The following is a 15,992-nucleotide window of genomic DNA, read 5'->3' on the forward strand; positions in this document are numbered from 1 at the left end:
CCGAGCTCAGCCCGCAGAGGTCTCCGCGCGGCAGGCGCCCGACGTCTCGAGCACCCACGCGAACTCGAACGCGACCTCGCGCCACTTCTCGTACCGGCCCGACACACCGCCGTGTCCCGCGCTCATCTCCGTCTTGAGCAGCAACGGCGCATCGCCGGTCTTCGTCGCGCGCAGCTTGGCGACCCACTTGGCGGGTTCGACGTAGAGCACGCGCGTGTCGTTGATGCTGGTGATCGCGAGGATCGCCGGGTAATCCTTGGCCTCGACGTTCTCGTAGGGGCTGTACGAGCGCATGTACTCGTACACCTCTGGGTTCTCGAGCGGGTTGCCCCACTCGTCCCATTCGATCACCGTGAGCGGCAAGGACGGATCGAGGATCGACGTGAGCGGGTCGACGAACGGGACGTTCGCGAGGATGCCCGCGAACAGCTCGGGTGCGATGTTCGCGACCGCACCCATGAGCAGGCCACCGGCACTGCCGCCGTCGGCGACCAGCTTCTCCGGGCTCGTGACGCCGGCGTCGATCAGGTGCCGCGCGCACGCCACGAAGTCGGTGAAGGTGTTCTTCTTCGTCAGCGACTTGCCGTTCTCGTACCAGTGCCGGCCCATCTCGCCGCCGCCGCGCACGTGCGCGACCGCGAAGACCATGCCCCGGTCGAGCAGCGACAGGCGTGCGACGGAGAAGGCCGGGTCGATGCTCGCTTCGTACGAGCCGTAGCCGTACAGCAGCGTGGGCGCGTTCTCGGGGGTGCCCTTGCGCGCGACGATCGACAGCGGGATCTTCGTGCCGTCCTCGGCGGTCGCCCACTCGCGGCGCTGCTCGTAGAGCGTCGGGTCGAACTCGCCGAGCACCGGCTGCGACTTGAGCAGCTTCAGCTCACCGGTGCTCACGGTGTAGTCGTAGACCCGGCTCGGGGTGATGAACGACGTGTAGCCCAGACGCAGTGTGGGCTGGGTCCATTCGGGGTTCGCGCCCGGTCCGACGGCGAAGAGTTCCTCGTCGAACTCGAGTTCGGTGAGCTTGCCGTAACCCTCGTCGGTCAACGGCCACACCGCGAGTCGGGTGAGGGCTTCGCGGCGGTAGCCGAGCACGAGGTGTCCCTCGAACGCGTCGACGTCCTCGAGGCGCACGTCGTGCCGGTGCTCGATCAGGGTGCGCAGCGCGGACGGGTCGTCGACGGGAGCCTCGGCGAGGACGAAGTTCTCGGCCTTCTTCCCCGTCTCGGGGTCGACGTCGTTGTGCAGGATCAGGAAGCGGTCCTCACCGGCGATCACGGCGTGCTCGGCACCGTACTCGACACCTTCGCGGCGCGGCAGGATCACACGGAATTCGCCTGTGGGGTTCTCGGATTCGAGCACCCATCCCTCGGTGGTGATCTTCGAGCCGACCCAGATCATGAGGTACTTCTCGCTGCGGGTCGAACCGATCGACACCCAGTACCGTTCGTCGGGTTCGTGGAAGACCTTCACGTCCTCGTCGACGGAGGTGCCGAGCTTGTGCCGCCAGACGGTGTCGGGCCGCCACGACTCGTCGACCGTCTGGTAGAAGACGTGGCTGTGGTCGAGCGCCCACGTCGCTCCCGGTGCGGTGCCGGGGATCTCGTCCGCCCGCATCTCACCGGTGGTGAGGTCCTTGATGCGCAGGGTGTAGCGCTCGTCGCCCACGACGTCGGTCGAGTACGCGAGCAGCGTGCCGTCGTGGCTGATCGAGAACGCCCCGAGCGAGAAGAACTCGTGCCCTTCCGACTCGACGTTGCCGTCGAGGAGCACCTGCTCGCCGGGGAGTTCCACACCAGGCGTGACGTCGGGCGGTGTCCAGTCGTCGGCGTCGGCGATCGGGCACCGGCACTGGATCGCGTACTGCTTGCCCTCGACGGTGCGGGCGTAGTACCACCAGTCACCCATCCGGGTGGGGACCGACATGTCGGTCTCCTGGGTGCGCGACCTGATCTCCTCGAAGATCGCCTCACGCAGCGGAGCGAGATGTTCCGTCTGCGCCTCGGTGTACGAGTTCTCCGCTTCCAGGTACGCGACGACCTCGGGGTCGTTCTTGTCGCGCAGCCATTCGTAGTCGTCGACGAAGGTGTGCCCGTGATGGGTGCGCTCGAGCGGCACCTTCTTCGCGACCGGCGGAGTGATCTTCGAGGAGGTCATATGCGGTCAGCCGATCCAATCGTCGAAGGACAGTCCCGAAATACGTTCGTACGCCTCGATGTAGCGAGCTCGCGTCTTGTCGACGACGTGCTGCGGCAGCGGCGGGGGCGGGGTGTCGGAGGCGCGGTCCCAGCCCGATTCGGGTCCGGTGAGCCAGTTCCGGACGATCTGCTTGTCGAAGCTGGGCTGAACCTTGCCCTCCTCGTACTCGTTCGCGTCCCAGTAGCGGGACGAATCGGGGGTGAGGACCTCGTCGGCGAGCACCAGATTGCCGGCCTTGTCGAGACCGAACTCCAACTTGGTGTCGGCGAGCAGGATGCCGCGGTCCGACGCGTACATGGCGGCGCGGTCGTAGATATCGAGCGTGTCCTGGCGCAGCTTCATCGCCAGGTTCAGACCGACCTTCTCGACGACGTCGTCGAAGGAGATGTTCTCGTCGTGGTCGCCGAGCGCAGCCTTGCTGGCCGGGGTGAAGATCGGTTCGGGCAGTCTGCTGGCCTCGACGAGCCCCTGGGGCAGGGTGACACCGCAGACGGAGCCCGTGGCTTGGTAGTCGAGCAGGCCGGAGCCGGTGAGGAAGCCTCGGGCGACGCACTCGACGGGCACCATCTCGAGGCGCTTGACCACGAGTGCGCGGCCGAGGACCTCCTCGGGGATACGCTCGTCGTCGGGTTCTCCCGCGAGGTGGTTGTTGGTGGCGTCGAGCAGCTTGAAGAAGAACACGCTCATCGCAGTGAGGACCCGTCCCTTGTCGGGGATCGGGGTCTCGAGCACGTGATCGTAGGCCGAGATCCGGTCACTGGCGACGAGGAGCAGGTGCTCGTCGTCGATCACGTACAGATCACGCACCTTGCCGCCGGCGAGGTGTTGGTAGGACTCGAGTGAAGGACGCACGCTGACACCCTAGTGCTCATCGAGTGGGCGTACCGCACCCCGTGGCGGATATCCCACTCGTTCACAGCCGGGTGGAACAACGAACGTACGAGTGGGAACAGGAGTGGCATGGCCGCATCGTCGCGAGTGGACGTCGGGTTCGGGTCCGAGCGGGGCCCGATCCTCATCGCTCTGATGCTCGCCACCTCCCTCGTGGCGCTCGAGAGCACCATCCTGGCGACCGCGATCCCGACGATCGTCGCGGACCTGGGCGGCTTCACGCAGTTCCCGTGGTTGTTCTCCGCCTATCTGCTCACGCAGGCGGTGCTCGTCCCGGTCTACGGCAAACTCTCCGACGTCTTCGGCCGCACTCCGCTGTTGTTGTTCGGGATCGGGGTGTTCGCGGCGGGTTCGGTGCTGTGCGCGGTGGCGTGGAGCATGCCGGCGCTGATCGCGTTCCGCGCGGTGCAGGGACTCGGCGCCGGTGCGGTGCTGCCGATGGCACAGACGATCGCCGGGGACATCTACACGGTCGCCGAGCGCGCCAAGGCGCAGGGCTATCTCGCCAGTGTGTGGGGCATGTCGGCGGTGATCGGCCCGGCCGTGGGCGGTGTCTTCGCAGACTTCCTGTCGTGGCGGTGGATCTTCTGGATCAACCTGCCGTTGTGTGCCCTCGCGGCGTGGGTGCTCGTCCGCAACTTCCGCGAGGACACGCCGTCGGGACCGCGACCGCGCGTGGACTGGGCCGGCGCGGCGACACTCGCGGTAGGCGCCGCCCTGCTGATCCTCGGCCTGCTCGAGGGCGGGCAGTCATGGGCGTGGACGTCGGCGACCGGGATCGGCATCTTCGCCGCCGGTGCAGCCCTGATCGCGGTGTTCGTGTGGATCGAGTCCCGCGCCGCCGAGCCGATTCTGCCGATCCGGCTGTTCACGCGACGTGTGCTGGTCACCACCAGCGCGGTGTCGTGCCTGGTGGGCGCGGTCGTGCTGGGTCTGACCTCGTACGTTCCGTCGTTCGTGCAGGGCGCGCTGGGGACCACGGCGCTCGTCGCGGGCTTCACGCTGGCGACGATGACGATCGGCTGGCCGATCGCGGCGGCGCAGTCGGGCCGGCTCTATCTGCGGATCGGTTTTCGCAACACCGGTCTGGTGGGTGCGGTGCCGCTGTTGGGCGGCGCGGCGCTGTTGACGCAGGTCGGGGTGGATTCGGCTCCCGGGGAGGTGGCGCTCTGCTGCGTGCTCGTGGGACTCGGGATGGGGTTGATCGCCAGTCCCGCGCTGATCGCGGCGCAGTCCAGCGTCGACTGGTCCGAGCGGGGCGTCGTCACGGGCGCGAACGCCTTCGCACGTGCGATCGGCAGCGCGGTGGGCGTGGCGGTGTTCGGTGCGCTGGCCAATGCAGCCCTCGGGGGCGCAGCGGCGGACGAGACTGTCACCGGAACTCCCGGTGCGGCGCAGTTGGCGGACTCGGTGGCGCCGGTGTTCGTCGCCGTTCTGGTCTGCGCCGTCCTGCTGGTGTCGTGCGTGTGCCTGATCCCGAACCGTCCGGCGGCGGCCGGGTAGGCGACACGCCGCGTGCCTATACCGTTACCTACGAGCTGTTTCGTATTCGCTCGAGATCGGGCACCATCTCTGCGGTGAGAACGACAAGCGGCGGCAAGGACACCATCGACGACGTGACGTACTTCCCCGTCGGAGCTGCGGAGCATGCTCTGCAGCGACTGGCACACGCTACGGCGATGCAGGACACGACGGATTACGAGTCGCTGCGCTCTGCCATGGACGCGGAGTACTTCTGGCGCGGTGTCGCCGAGACCTTCCGGATCGCCGACGAGGCGTTCCGGATCGTGTCGTCCGCGACACGCGACCGGCAGGACATCTGCGCGCACGTCATGGCACGCGCTGCCGACTGGGTGGGCACCATCGAGCTCGCCACCGAGGGATCCCGGTTGTACGGCGCGCTCGTCGCTTACACCCAGGGCGTCAGCGAAGGGTATTCGGCCGTGGAGGCCTGGGCGCGCGACGGACGGGTATGACGCGAAAGCGCTGATCGACGCGAAGGCGGGGCCGGGGATCACCCCGGCCCCGCTCGTCGACCCGCAGGTCAGCCCACAGCTTCGAGATCGCCCGTGTCCTCGAACCGCCGCAGCGTCGGGGTCGCAACGAACATGATCGCGATGATCACCACACCGGCCACGCCGTAGATGGTCAGGGCCATCGAGATCGGCACCAGCGAGGCCACGACGCCCGCCGCGACCGCGCCGACGGAGGTACCGGCCGTCACCTGCGCGCCCCACACGGCCGCGATCCGTCCGCGGTACTCGTCGGAGGTGTTGCGCTGGACGGTCGCGTACCGCACGACGTCCGCGAGCGAGTCGCCGAAACCGTGCGCGGCCAGACCGAGCAGCACGACGGCGAGGACGCCGGTCGCGCCGGCACCCACCAGACCGGCGGCAGAGACCGCCATGAGCAGGTACACCACCAGCCCGTACCGGCGGATCGAGCCGGTCCAGCCGCTGGTCAGCGAGCCGACCACGGCTCCGACGGCGGGTGCGGTGTAGAGCAGGCCGACCACCGACGGTCCGACGCCGAGCACCTCGTCGGCGAACTCCGGGATCAGCACGGCCCAGCCGGACAGCAGCATCGCGAGGAATCCGACGATCAGCACCTGCCCCACCACGCGGTTGTGTGCCGCGTACCGGAAACCCGACACCACCGACTTCAGCGGTGATTCCTCCGCCACGTGCGTCGGCGGCAGCGACGGCAGGCGGGTGATGCAGAAGGTGGTGATCGCCGTGGTGAACGCCGCGAGCGCGTAGGCCACACCCACACCACCGGCGGCGATGACGACACCGCCGAGCGCCGGGCCGATCATGGAGCCGAGGTCGGCGGTCAGCGCCATGAGCGCGCCGGCCGCGGCGAGCTTGTCGCGCGGGATCAGGCTGGGGGTTACCGCCATGAGCGCGGTCGACGAGATCCCGCCCGCGATGCCGTCGACGACGGCGAGCACGTAGATCGCCCACATCTGCGGTTCGGGCAGGAACGCGTTGATCGCCAGCAGCGCGAAGGCGACGCCCGCGGTGCCGCGGGCGAGGGCGATGACGTTCCGCCGGTCGTACCGGTCGGCGAGCACCCCGCCCGCGAAGGTGGCCCCGAAGGTGGTCACACCGATCACCGCGGAGACGGCGGCGACCTGCGCCGTCGAGCCGGTGAGCTGGTACACCTGCACGGGCACGGCCACGATGAGGAAACCGAGACCGAACAGCGACACGACGCGTGCGGTGAACAGGTACCGGAACTCGCGGCTGGTCCGCAGCGGGTCGAGGTCGATGAGGAGCTTCTCGAAGACGGCCACGATCACCCGCTCATCCGCGGGTGAGCAGCGCGATCCACTGCTCGAGGTCGGGGGCGGAGGCGAGGTCCACGAAGTCGACCTCGACGCCGGCGCTACGCCACTGTTCCACGAGGGCCATCAGCCGGACGGAGTCGAGTCCCTGGTCGACGAGGCTCACCGAGGGGTCGAGTTCGTCGACGTCGATGTCCAGGATCCGGGCGGTGTCGGCGAGGACGGTAGTGCGATCGAGCATGGTGTTCTCCTTGTTTCGATGTGTGCAGGCGCTGTGCCCTGGTAAGCGGTGCCGGTGAGTTCTTTCGCGGCGACGACGACCTGCACCGTCTCCTGCCAGATCCGCGCGATCTCGGCGAGCGTGTCCGCGTCGATCACGTCCGCTGCGGCGGCGAACTCGCATTCCAGAACCGCGCCGTCCGGGGTGTCCTCGGTGATCGCGTCCACCTGCAGGACGTGGTCGAGCGGCATGTCCGGATCCACCGAACCCCCGATCGCAGCGGCGCCCGGTGCACCCGACCACGGGCTGCCCGACGCCTCGCCGAGCGTGAGCCGACCGAGGTAGTTGAAGACGACGGCCGGCGGCACGTACCGGGCGAAGCGGTCGCCGAAGTCCGGGTTCAGTCGACGCAGCAGGCCGAAGCCGATGCCGTTGTCGGGTCGTTCCCGCGACGCGCGGGCCACCGCACGCAGCGCCGCGCCCGCGGCGTCGGTGTCCCGGGACGCGGACGCCACGTCGACCTCCGCCAGATCCACCGTCACCGGATACATCGACGTGAACCAGCCGACCGTGCGCGACAGGTCGGCACCGGGGACCACCTGCTCCTCCCGGCCGTGTCCCTCGAGGTCGATGCGGACCTGGTCGCCACCCCGGACCGACGCCACCGCGACGGCGAGGGCCGAGAGCAGGATGTCGTCGACGACGTTCGCGGCCAGGACCCGCTCGGTGACATCGACGGGCAGCTGCACGCGGGTCGACCGGGTCGAGAGGACGGTGTCGCGTGCCGGGTCGAGCGGGCGCGAACCGAGCATCGGTTCGTCGGCGTCGACGGCACGCTGCCAGGCCGACCACGACGCGGTGATCCGCTCCGAGCGTGCCGCCTTCGCGAGTTCGTCCGCCCACACCCGGAAGGGTGTGCCACTCGACGACAGGGTCACCGTCTCCCCGCGTTCGGCCTGTTCGACGGCGTCGGCGAGGTCGGGGACGAGGATCCGCCACGACACGCCGTCCACCACGAGGTGGTTCACGACGATCAGGACGCGTCCGGCCTGCTGCGGCCCGAAGTCGAACCACACGATCTGCACCATCGTCCCGTTCTCGGGATCGAGTGCGGCGTACGCGTTCTCACGCTCCTCGTCGAACAACTCGTCCCAGTCCCGGCCCGTGGCGTCGACGCGCCGCACGGCTGCGGTGAGGTCGGGAACGGTCTCGGGGACCGTCCACGACGGTCGGCCTTCGTCGTCGACACGGAAGGTCGAGCGCAGCATCGGATGGGCGGCCACGAGTGCCTCGACCGCGGTACGCAGGGTGTCGAGCGTGAGCCCGACCGGCGCAACGAGCAGTCGCGCCTGCGAGAACCGGGACAACCCCGTCCACTGCTCGAGGGTGTCCCACACGATCGGCGTGACGGTCACCTCGCCTGCCACGTCGCCGACGGCTGCCGGACGGGTCTGTCCGCCGCCACTGTCGATCGCGGCCGCGAGTGCCTCGACGGTGCGCAGTTCGATCACCTGACGCGTGGTGATCCACAGCCCGGCCGCCCGGACCTTCGACACGAGCTGGATCGAAACGATCGAGTCGCCACCGAGGGAGAAGAAATCGTCGTCGATCCCCACCCGTTCGAGTCCGAGCACGTCCGCGACGAGTCCCGCCAGGACCCGCTCGGTGTCGGTACGCGGTGCACGCGCCCCGACCAGCGACGAGAAGTCCGGCTCGGGCAACGCCTTCCGGTCGACCTTGCCGTTGGCAGTGACGGGGAAGGCGTCGAGTACGAGCACCACGGCGGGCACCATGTAGTCGGGCAGACGCTCGGCAACGGCGGCACGGACGACCGCCGGATCGACGGCACCGTCCGGGGTCACGTAGCCGACCGGACGCGTCACTCCACGACTGTCGGTGTGCGCGTCCACGACCGCGTCCCGCACCCCGCGCACCGCGGTCAGCGCGGCCTCCACCTCACCGAGTTCGACCCGGAAGCCGCGGATCTTGACCTGATCGTCGCCGCGGCCGAGGAATTCGAGCACGGGCCGGCCGTCGGCACCACGCACCCGCCGGACGAGGTCGCCGGTGCGGTACATACGGGTGCCGTCGTCGGCGAAAGGATTCGGCACGAACCGCACCGTCGTGAGGTCGGGTCGGCCGAGATATCCGCGGGCGACACCGGCACCGGAGACGTACAGTTCGCCGACCACACCCATCGGGACGGGCCGGAGCATCGCGTCGAGGACGTACGCGCCGGCGCCGTGCACGGCCCGGCCGAGGCACGGTGTGTCGGCGTCGGTGACGGCCCCGATGAGCGAGTCCACGGTGCATTCGGTCGGTCCGTAGAGGTTGAAGGCGCGCCCGTCGGTCAGCTCCCGCAGTCGCTGCCACGACGCCGGATTGACTGCCTCGCCACCGAATCCGACGGAGGCGGGGCGGTGTCCGCTCTCGTACAGTCCGGCAGCGAGCATGCGGTCGAGGAAGGACGGGGTGACCTCGAGGAAGTCGAGTTCGTGCTCGAGCGTGTATGCGACCATCCGTTCGGGATCACGCATGGTGTCCTCGTCGAAGACGTGCACCGTGTGTCCGTCGAGCAGCCACAGGGTCGGCTGCCACGAGGCGTCGAAACCGAACGACCACGCGTGCCCGACGCCGACGGAATCGCGTCCGGACGCCGCTACGGTCGGGACGTAGAGATCCGCGCGGTGGCTCTCGAACAGGTTGAGCAGGTTCGCGTGCGTGACCGCGACACCCTTCGGCAGTCCGGTCGAACCGGAGGTGTAGATGACGTACACGCCGTTGTGCGGGCGCAGCGCACCGCGGCGGTCGGCATCCGTCAGTGGGGCGGTGGAGAATTCGCCGAGTTGCAGGTCGGGGTCGTCGAGCACCACGATCCTCGTGTCGCCTGCGATGGGGACGATACCGTCGAGAACCGAGGCGACCGTGACGATCACCTGTGGTCGAGAGTCGGACACCATGTGCGCCAGTCGATCCTGCGGATAGGACGGGTCCATCGGCACGTACACGCCACCCGACGAGATCGCCGCCGCGATCGCGACGACCATGTGCTCGGACCGCGGCAGCGCGAGTCCCACGACCGTCTCCGGTCCGACTCCGGCGTCGACGAGGAGCCGCGCGAGTCGCGCGGAGCGCCCGCCAAGTTCCGCGAACGACAGTGTCGTGCCGTCGGCGACCACCGCAGGTGCGTGCGGGGTGCGAGCGATCTGCCGCGCCAGGAGATCGGCGACGGTCGCCGCTCCGCTCGACGGGGCCGCGGGGGTCGTCGACCGGTCGCTGCGCAGACCGGCCCGCTCGGCGGTCGTGAGCACATCGAGTTGCGCCACGGTGCCGGGGTTCTCGGCGACGAGCTGGTCGAGGATGCGGACGAGGCGCTCCCCCAGTGCGGTGGCGTCGTCCTCGGTGAACAGATCGGTCCGGTACTCGAGGCCGAGGTGCAGTTCGTCCTCCAGTCCCGCGACCAGCACGAGCGGGAAGTTCGTGGCGTCCGAACCCCCGACCGACCCGACCCGCACGCCGCCGTCCCGTTGCGCCGCGTCGAGGGCGTCGCGGTCGACGGGGTAGTTCTCGAAGACGAGGAGGGTATCGAACAGTTCGCCGATCCCGACGGCACGTCGGATGTCGGCGAGACCGACGTACTGGTGGTCCATCACGCGGTTCTGGGTGCCGTGCGTGCGAGTGACGAGATCGGTGATCGACTCCCCCGCCTGCGTGCGGACGCGTACCGGGACGGTGTTGATGAACAGGCCGATCATCGATTCCACGCCCGGCACGTCGGGGACGCGCCCGGAGACGATCGCACCGAAGACGACATCGGTTCTGCCGGTGAGCGACCCGACGAGAAGGCCCCAGGCGGTCTGCACGAGTCCGTTGACCGTGACGCCCTGTGCGCGGCTCGCTTCGACGAGCCGCCGCGACAGCCCGTCGGGCACGGCGACCGTCAGTTCGGCGGGAAACTGCGGTCGCAGCGCCGTACCGGACGGTGTGACGAGGGTGGGTTCGTCCACGCCGTCGAGCAACTCGCGCCACACTTCGACACCGGCCGCGACGTCCTGTTCGCCGAGCCAGTCGAGGTAGTCGGAGAACGGCACGACCGGCGCGAGTCCGGCGGCGGAACCCCCGGCGGCGTAGATCTGCAGGAGTTCCTGCACGAGCAGCGGGGTGGACCAACCGTCGGAAACGAGGTGGTGCATCGTGAACAGCAGTCGCGCACGCGTCGGTCCCGCGACCACCAGCGTGAAGCGCACCAGGGGTGCGGCCGCGAGATCGAATCTGCGGGTGCGGTCGGCGGCGAGCAGTTCCGCCACCCGCGTGTCGAGTTCGCCGGGCTCGACGGTCCCGAGATCGACGACCTCCCAGTGCGGTTCGGCGGCGCGACGGACGACGCCGATCGGTTCGCCCGCTGCGCCGAGTCGATAGCCGGTGCGCAGAACGGCGTGCCGGTCGACGAGTGCACGCACCGAGCGCTGCATCGTGCCGGCGTCGACGCGGCCGTCGAGGGCGAGGTCGGTCTGCATCGTGTAGACATCGACACCCTCGGCGACACTGCCCGATCCCGACGGCTCGTCCAGTCCGGCCAGGAAGTACATGCCGCGCTGCAGGGGTGTCAGCGGCACGACGTCCTCGATGCCGTCCGGATTCTCGGCGTGCAGTGCGAGCACCTCGTCGACGGACAACCCGGACGCCGTGAGCACCGACGGCACGGGGACGCCCACGGCACCGCCGGAGACCGTGTCGGTGAGGAGGTGCAGTGCCGCGAGCCAGCGCTGCCCGATCCGGCGGGCCCGATCGGCGTCGAGAGCACCGGTGGCGTAGGTGAACACCGCCGAGAGAGCGGGTCCGTCCGGTCCGTCCTCCGTGATCGCGTTGACGTCGAGGACGTGGTCGAGGGGCATGGCCGGATCGACGGAACCACCGAGCGCGGCCGCCTCGGGTGCGGCCGACCACGCGGAGTCGGCGGTATCGCCGAGGGTCATCCGGCCGAGGTAGTTGAACATCACCTCCGGGGTCCGGTAGCCATCGAAGCGGTCGCGGTCGTCACCGAGGAAACGCAGGAGACCGAAGGAGATTCCGTTGTCGGGAATGCGTTTCAGTGATTCGGTCGCGTGGGCGACGGCCCGGAGCGGAGCACCGCCGTCGAGTGCACGGTCTCCGCCGAGTTCGACCGTCACGGGGTACAGGGAGGTGAACCATCCGACGGTACGCGACAGGTCGGCACCAGGCACGATCTGTTCCTCGCGTCCGTGACCCTCGAGATGCACTCGCAGGGCGGATCCGCCGCAGACGTCGGTGACGGCGAGTGCGAGGGCCGCGAGCAGCACATCGCCGGTGCCGATACCGAGGGCGGACGGCACCGTGGTGAGGATGCGTTCGGTGACGTCGACCGGTACGTCGATCTCGACGGACGCCGAGGTCGACACGATGTCGCGCTGCGGGTCCAGGGCGCGGCTTCCCACCGCGGGCGAACTCTCGGCGGCGAGGGCGGATTCCCAGAGCGGCCACGATCCGGTGATCCGCTCGGACGAGGCCGCTTCGACGAGCGATTCCGCCCACTCCCGGAAGGACGTCCCGGTGTCCTCCGGCGCTGGCGTCTCCCCGCGGGTGGCCGCGGAGACGGCACCGGCGAGGTCGGGCACCAGGATCCGCCACGACACGCCGTCGACGACGAGGTGGTGCGCGACGACGACGATCCGTCCGGCCTGCTGCGGTCCCGGGTCGAGGAAAACCACGCGGAGCATCACCCCGGCTTCGGGGTCGAGTGCGTCGACAGCCTCCGCCGACGCTTCAGCGATGAGGTCGTTCCACGAAATTTGTTCCGTGGTCGAGTGATCCACTCGCCGGACGAGCGTCGCGGCCTCCGGGATGTCCTCGGGCACGATCCATGTCGCACCGCGACGAGTACGCCCCGACGGTCCCGAGTCGCCGACGGTGAACCGCGAGCGCAGCATGGGGTGGGCCGCGAGCAGTGCCCGCACACCCGTGACCAGATCCGTCTCCCGCAGGCCGACGGGGGCGACGAGCGTCCGGGACTGGGTGAATCGGCGCAGCAAGTCGAACGACCCGGACGCGAGGGATTCGTGCACGATCGGCGTGACGGGCACCGGGCCGGTCGCCGCCGTCCGGGCTCGCCGGGGTTCCTCGGCGGGTGCCTCGCACGCTGCGGCGAGTGCGGCTGCGGTGCGCAGTTCGAAGACCTGACGGGCGGTCACGCGCAGGCCGGCCGCGCGTAGACGCGACACGAGTTGGATGGAGACGATCGAATCGCCCCCGAGGGTGAAGAAGTCGTCGTGGACACCCACGCGGTCGAGGCCGAGGACGTCGGCGACGGTGGCGCACAGCGTCCGCTCGGTCTCGGTGCGCGGTTCGCCGGCACCCGCCAGGGACGAGAAGTCCGGTTCGGGCAACGCCGTCCGGTCGACCTTGCCGTTGGCCGTGATCGGAAGGACGGGAAGAGCGACGAGCACCGCCGGGACCATGTAGTCGGGCAACCGGTCGGCGAGCGCGGCCCGCACCTCAGCGGTGTCGGGTCCGTCGCCGACGATGTACCCGACGAGGCGGGTGGTCCCCCGGTGGTCGGTGTGTGCGACCACCACGGCGTTCCGCACGGCCGGATGCGCGGTGAGCGCGGTCTCGATCTCGCCGGGTTCCACTCGGAATCCGCGGATCTTGACCTGGTCGTCGTCGCGGCCGACGTATCCGAGTGTGCCGTCGTCCGTCCAGCGCACGACATCACCCGTGCGGTACATGCGGGCACCCGCGGCCCCGTAGGGATCGGCGACGAAGCGTGCTGCGGTCAGGTCGTGGCGGCCGAGATATCCACGGGTGACACCGTTTCCGGAGACGTACAGTTCACCGGCCACTCCGATGGGCACGGGACGCAGCCAGTGGTCCAGGACCCGCACGCTCGTCCCGGGAGTGGGGCCGCCGATCGTCACGGTGTCCCCCGCGATGTGCGCGGAAGTCGCGTCGACGGTGCATTCGGTGGGTCCGTAGCAGTTCGTCGCCACCACGTCGCTCGCGGCGAGTCGCTGCCACAGCGCGGTGCTCACCGCTTCGCCGCCCACGGTGACGATCGCGGGAACGTGCCCACCCGGTTCGAGGAGACCGGCGTCGAGCAGGCGGTTCATGAGCACGGGCACGGTGTCGACGTAGTCGATGCCGTGGGTGCGCACGTAGTCGACGATGCGGTCGACGTCGGCACGGTTGTCGTCGGGAAGCACATGCAGCACATGGCCTTCGAAGAGCCAGGTGAGCGCGGCGACCGCCGAGTCGAAGGCGAACGGGTAGGTGAGCAGGACGTGCCACTGCCCGTCGCGCGGCGCACGACCGGCGGCGTGCATGGGCCCGGCGGCCTGTGCGGCGTGCAGGTCGGCGAGATTGGCGTGCGTGACGGCCACGCCCTTCGGCAGACCCGTGGAGCCGGAGGTGTAGACGACGTAGGCCAGATGATCCGGGCGGAGCGGAGCGCGCCGGTCCGCGTCCGTGAGCGGAGCCGACGACAGCGCCGACAGTGTGGACTCGACATCCGGGTCGTCGAGGACCAGCACGTCGACCCCGTCGAGCACCTCACCGAGACCCGCGCGCACGGCCTCGGTGGTGATCACCAGACGCGGTGCGGCATCGGTGATCATGTGCTTCAACCGGTCGGCGGGATAGGACGGGTCGAGCGGCAGATAGGCGCCTCCGGCGGTGAGGACGGCAACGATCGCGTCGACCATGGCGCCGGTCCGGGAAAGCGCGAGACCGACCCGGTCGTCGGGTCGCACGCCGCGGTCGACGAGCAGCCTCGCCAGTCGCGCCGAGGCCGCGCCGAGTTCACCGAACGACGATTCCTGCTCACCGCACACCACTGCGGGTCGGTCGGTGCCGGTGGTGAACCGGTGCGCGAGCAGGTCGGCGACGGTGCCGCTCGACGGTGCCGCGGGTGCGGTGGACCAGGTGCCCAGTACACGTTCCCGTTCCGAGGACGGCAGGATGTCGAGGTCGGCGACAGGCGCATCGGGCCGGGCACACAGGGCCTCGAGGATCGCGACGAGGCGGGCGCCCAGGGCGGCGGCCTCGTCCGCGTCGATCAGCGACGGGCGGTGGTCGAGCTTGACGACGAGCCGATCGGACATGCCGGCCGTGAGGACCAGCGGATAGTTGGTGGCGTCGCGTCCGTCGACGCCGGTGATCGTCACTCCCCCGGCGCGTTGCGCTCGCTCGAGGGCGTCGCGGTCGACGGGATAACTCTCGAAGACGGTGAGGGTGTCGAACAGTTCACCGATCCCGACGGCGCGCTGCACCTCGGACAGGCCCAGGTACTGGTGATCGACGGTGCGCGACTGCTCGAGCTGTACGCGTCGCAACAGTTCGGTGACGGTCGCGGCGGGATCGAGCCGCACCCGCACCGGAACGGTGTTGATGAACAGCCCGATCATCGATTCCACGCCGACGAGTTCCGGAGGGCGGCCCGAGACCGTCGCGCCGAAGACGATGTCGTCGCGGCCGAGCAGACCGGACAGGAGCATCGCCCACGCGGTCTGCAGCACCGTGTTGAGCGTGACGCCGCTCGCGCGGGTGAGCTCCGCGAGCTTCGCGCCGAGCCCGTCGGGGACCGGAACCTCGAGTTCGCCGCAGCGTTCCGACGAGCGGGTCGCTCCCGGCGGTGCCACGAGCGACGGCTCGCTCACACCGTCGAGCGCCTCCCGCCACAGCGACCGGGCGGCCTCGTGGTCCTGGCGCCCGAGCCACGCGAGATAGTCGCGGTAGGGGCGCACGGACGGCAGGCCCGACGCCGATCCCCCGGCGGCGTAGATCTCGAGCAGCTCGCGCACGAGAATCGGGGACGACCAGCCGTCGACGACGATGTGGTGGGCGGTGAGCAGCAGGCGCACCTCGTCGGCGCCGAACCGCACGAAGGTCCAGCGAACGAGCGGCGGTTGCGTCAGGTCGAACCAGTCGTACAGGTCGTCCTCGACGATCCTCAGGAGCCGACGTTCCGCCTCGGCGCGTTCGAGACCGGACAGATCCTCGCTGCGCCAGGGATTCTCCACACCCGACACGACGAGACCCGCCGTACGGCCGTCCTTACGGGGACGGAAGCACGTGCGCAGCGCCGGATGACGGTCGAGCAGCGCCTGCGCGGAGGCCGCCATCCGCTCCTCGTCGACCGCCCCCGAGAGTCGCACCACCGATTGCACCGTGTAGGCGTCGGGATCGGCCGCAGCCGTGTCGTCGGATGTCGAGCCGGTCGGCGCCGCAACGGTACTCAGGTAGAGCAGGCCCTGTTGCAGCGGCGAGAGCGGAACGATGTCTTCGAGCGCAGTGGAACGGGTCATCTGTCGCTTTCGGTATGGACGGTCATTTCGGGCACGGACGACGAACGGCCCCCGCGCCGGGACGTCGGGGGCCGTTCGG

Annotated in this window: 7 protein-coding genes; 2 read left to right on the forward strand and 5 right to left on the reverse strand. The window is 69.6% G+C overall.

Annotation, left to right across the window (positions count from 1 at the left end):
* Window positions 1–6: 6 nt before the first annotated feature.
* On the reverse strand, window positions 7–2,154 hold the full coding sequence (locus tag A5767_RS17610; RefSeq protein WP_064852806.1) for a S9 family peptidase: 2,148 nt from the start codon (window positions 2,152–2,154) through the stop codon (window positions 7–9).
* A 6-nt stretch (window positions 2,155–2,160) separates the two neighbouring features.
* Window positions 2,161–3,048, reverse strand: coding sequence for a phosphoribosylaminoimidazolesuccinocarboxamide synthase (locus A5767_RS17615; protein WP_006551836.1), 888 nt, complete (start codon window positions 3,046–3,048; stop codon window positions 2,161–2,163).
* 108 nt (window positions 3,049–3,156) lie between these two features.
* On the opposite strand from A5767_RS17615, the gene A5767_RS17620 reads away from it, so the two are divergent.
* A complete protein-coding gene (locus tag A5767_RS17620) occupies window positions 3,157–4,590 on the forward strand; it encodes an MDR family MFS transporter (RefSeq protein WP_064852807.1) in 1,434 nt (477 codons plus the stop codon).
* A 74-nt stretch (window positions 4,591–4,664) separates the two neighbouring features.
* Window positions 4,665–5,063, forward strand: coding sequence for a hypothetical protein (locus tag A5767_RS17625; RefSeq protein WP_006551838.1), 399 nt, complete (start codon window positions 4,665–4,667; stop codon window positions 5,061–5,063).
* 68 nt (window positions 5,064–5,131) lie between these two features.
* Here A5767_RS17625 and entS read toward each other — a convergent pair whose 3' ends face one another.
* The 3 genes from entS to A5767_RS17640 are packed head-to-tail and all read right to left on the reverse strand — an operon-like array spanning window position 5,132 to window position 15,913.
* The gene (gene entS / locus A5767_RS17630) at window positions 5,132–6,382 is read right to left on the reverse strand and encodes an enterobactin transporter EntS (RefSeq protein WP_024102995.1); all 1,251 of its coding nucleotides are present in this window, start codon (window positions 6,380–6,382) and stop codon (window positions 5,132–5,134) included.
* 10 nt (window positions 6,383–6,392) lie between these two features.
* Window positions 6,393–6,614 carry a phosphopantetheine-binding protein gene (locus A5767_RS17635; RefSeq protein ID WP_006551840.1) on the reverse strand — a complete coding sequence of 74 codons (222 nt, stop codon included), beginning with the start codon at window positions 6,612–6,614 and terminating at the stop codon, window positions 6,393–6,395.
* Window positions 6,536–15,913, reverse strand: coding sequence for a non-ribosomal peptide synthetase (locus A5767_RS17640; RefSeq protein WP_064852808.1), 9,378 nt, complete (start codon window positions 15,911–15,913; stop codon window positions 6,536–6,538). Before A5767_RS17640 ends, A5767_RS17635 begins: the two co-directional genes overlap by 79 nt.
* Window positions 15,914–15,992 lie beyond the last annotated feature (79 nt).

Origin of the sequence: Rhodococcus sp. 852002-51564_SCH6189132-a, from assembly GCF_001665495.1 — a bacterium.
Lineage (GTDB): Bacteria > Actinomycetota > Actinomycetes > Mycobacteriales > Mycobacteriaceae > Rhodococcus > Rhodococcus pyridinivorans.

Bases quoted from the DNA above. Each gene is read 5' to 3' on its own strand.
- A5767_RS17610 (WP_064852806.1), bottom strand. From the start codon at position 2,154: ATGACCTCCTCGAAGATCACTCCGCCGGTCGCGAAGAAGGTGCCGCTC.
- A5767_RS17620 (WP_064852807.1), top strand. From the start codon at position 3,157: ATGGCCGCATCGTCGCGAGTGGACGTCGGGTTCGGGTCCGAGCGGGGC.
- A5767_RS17635 (WP_006551840.1), bottom strand. From the start codon at position 6,614: ATGCTCGATCGCACTACCGTCCTCGCCGACACCGCCCGGATCCTGGAC.
- A5767_RS17640 (WP_064852808.1), bottom strand. From the start codon at position 15,913: ATGACCCGTTCCACTGCGCTCGAAGACATCGTTCCGCTCTCGCCGCTG.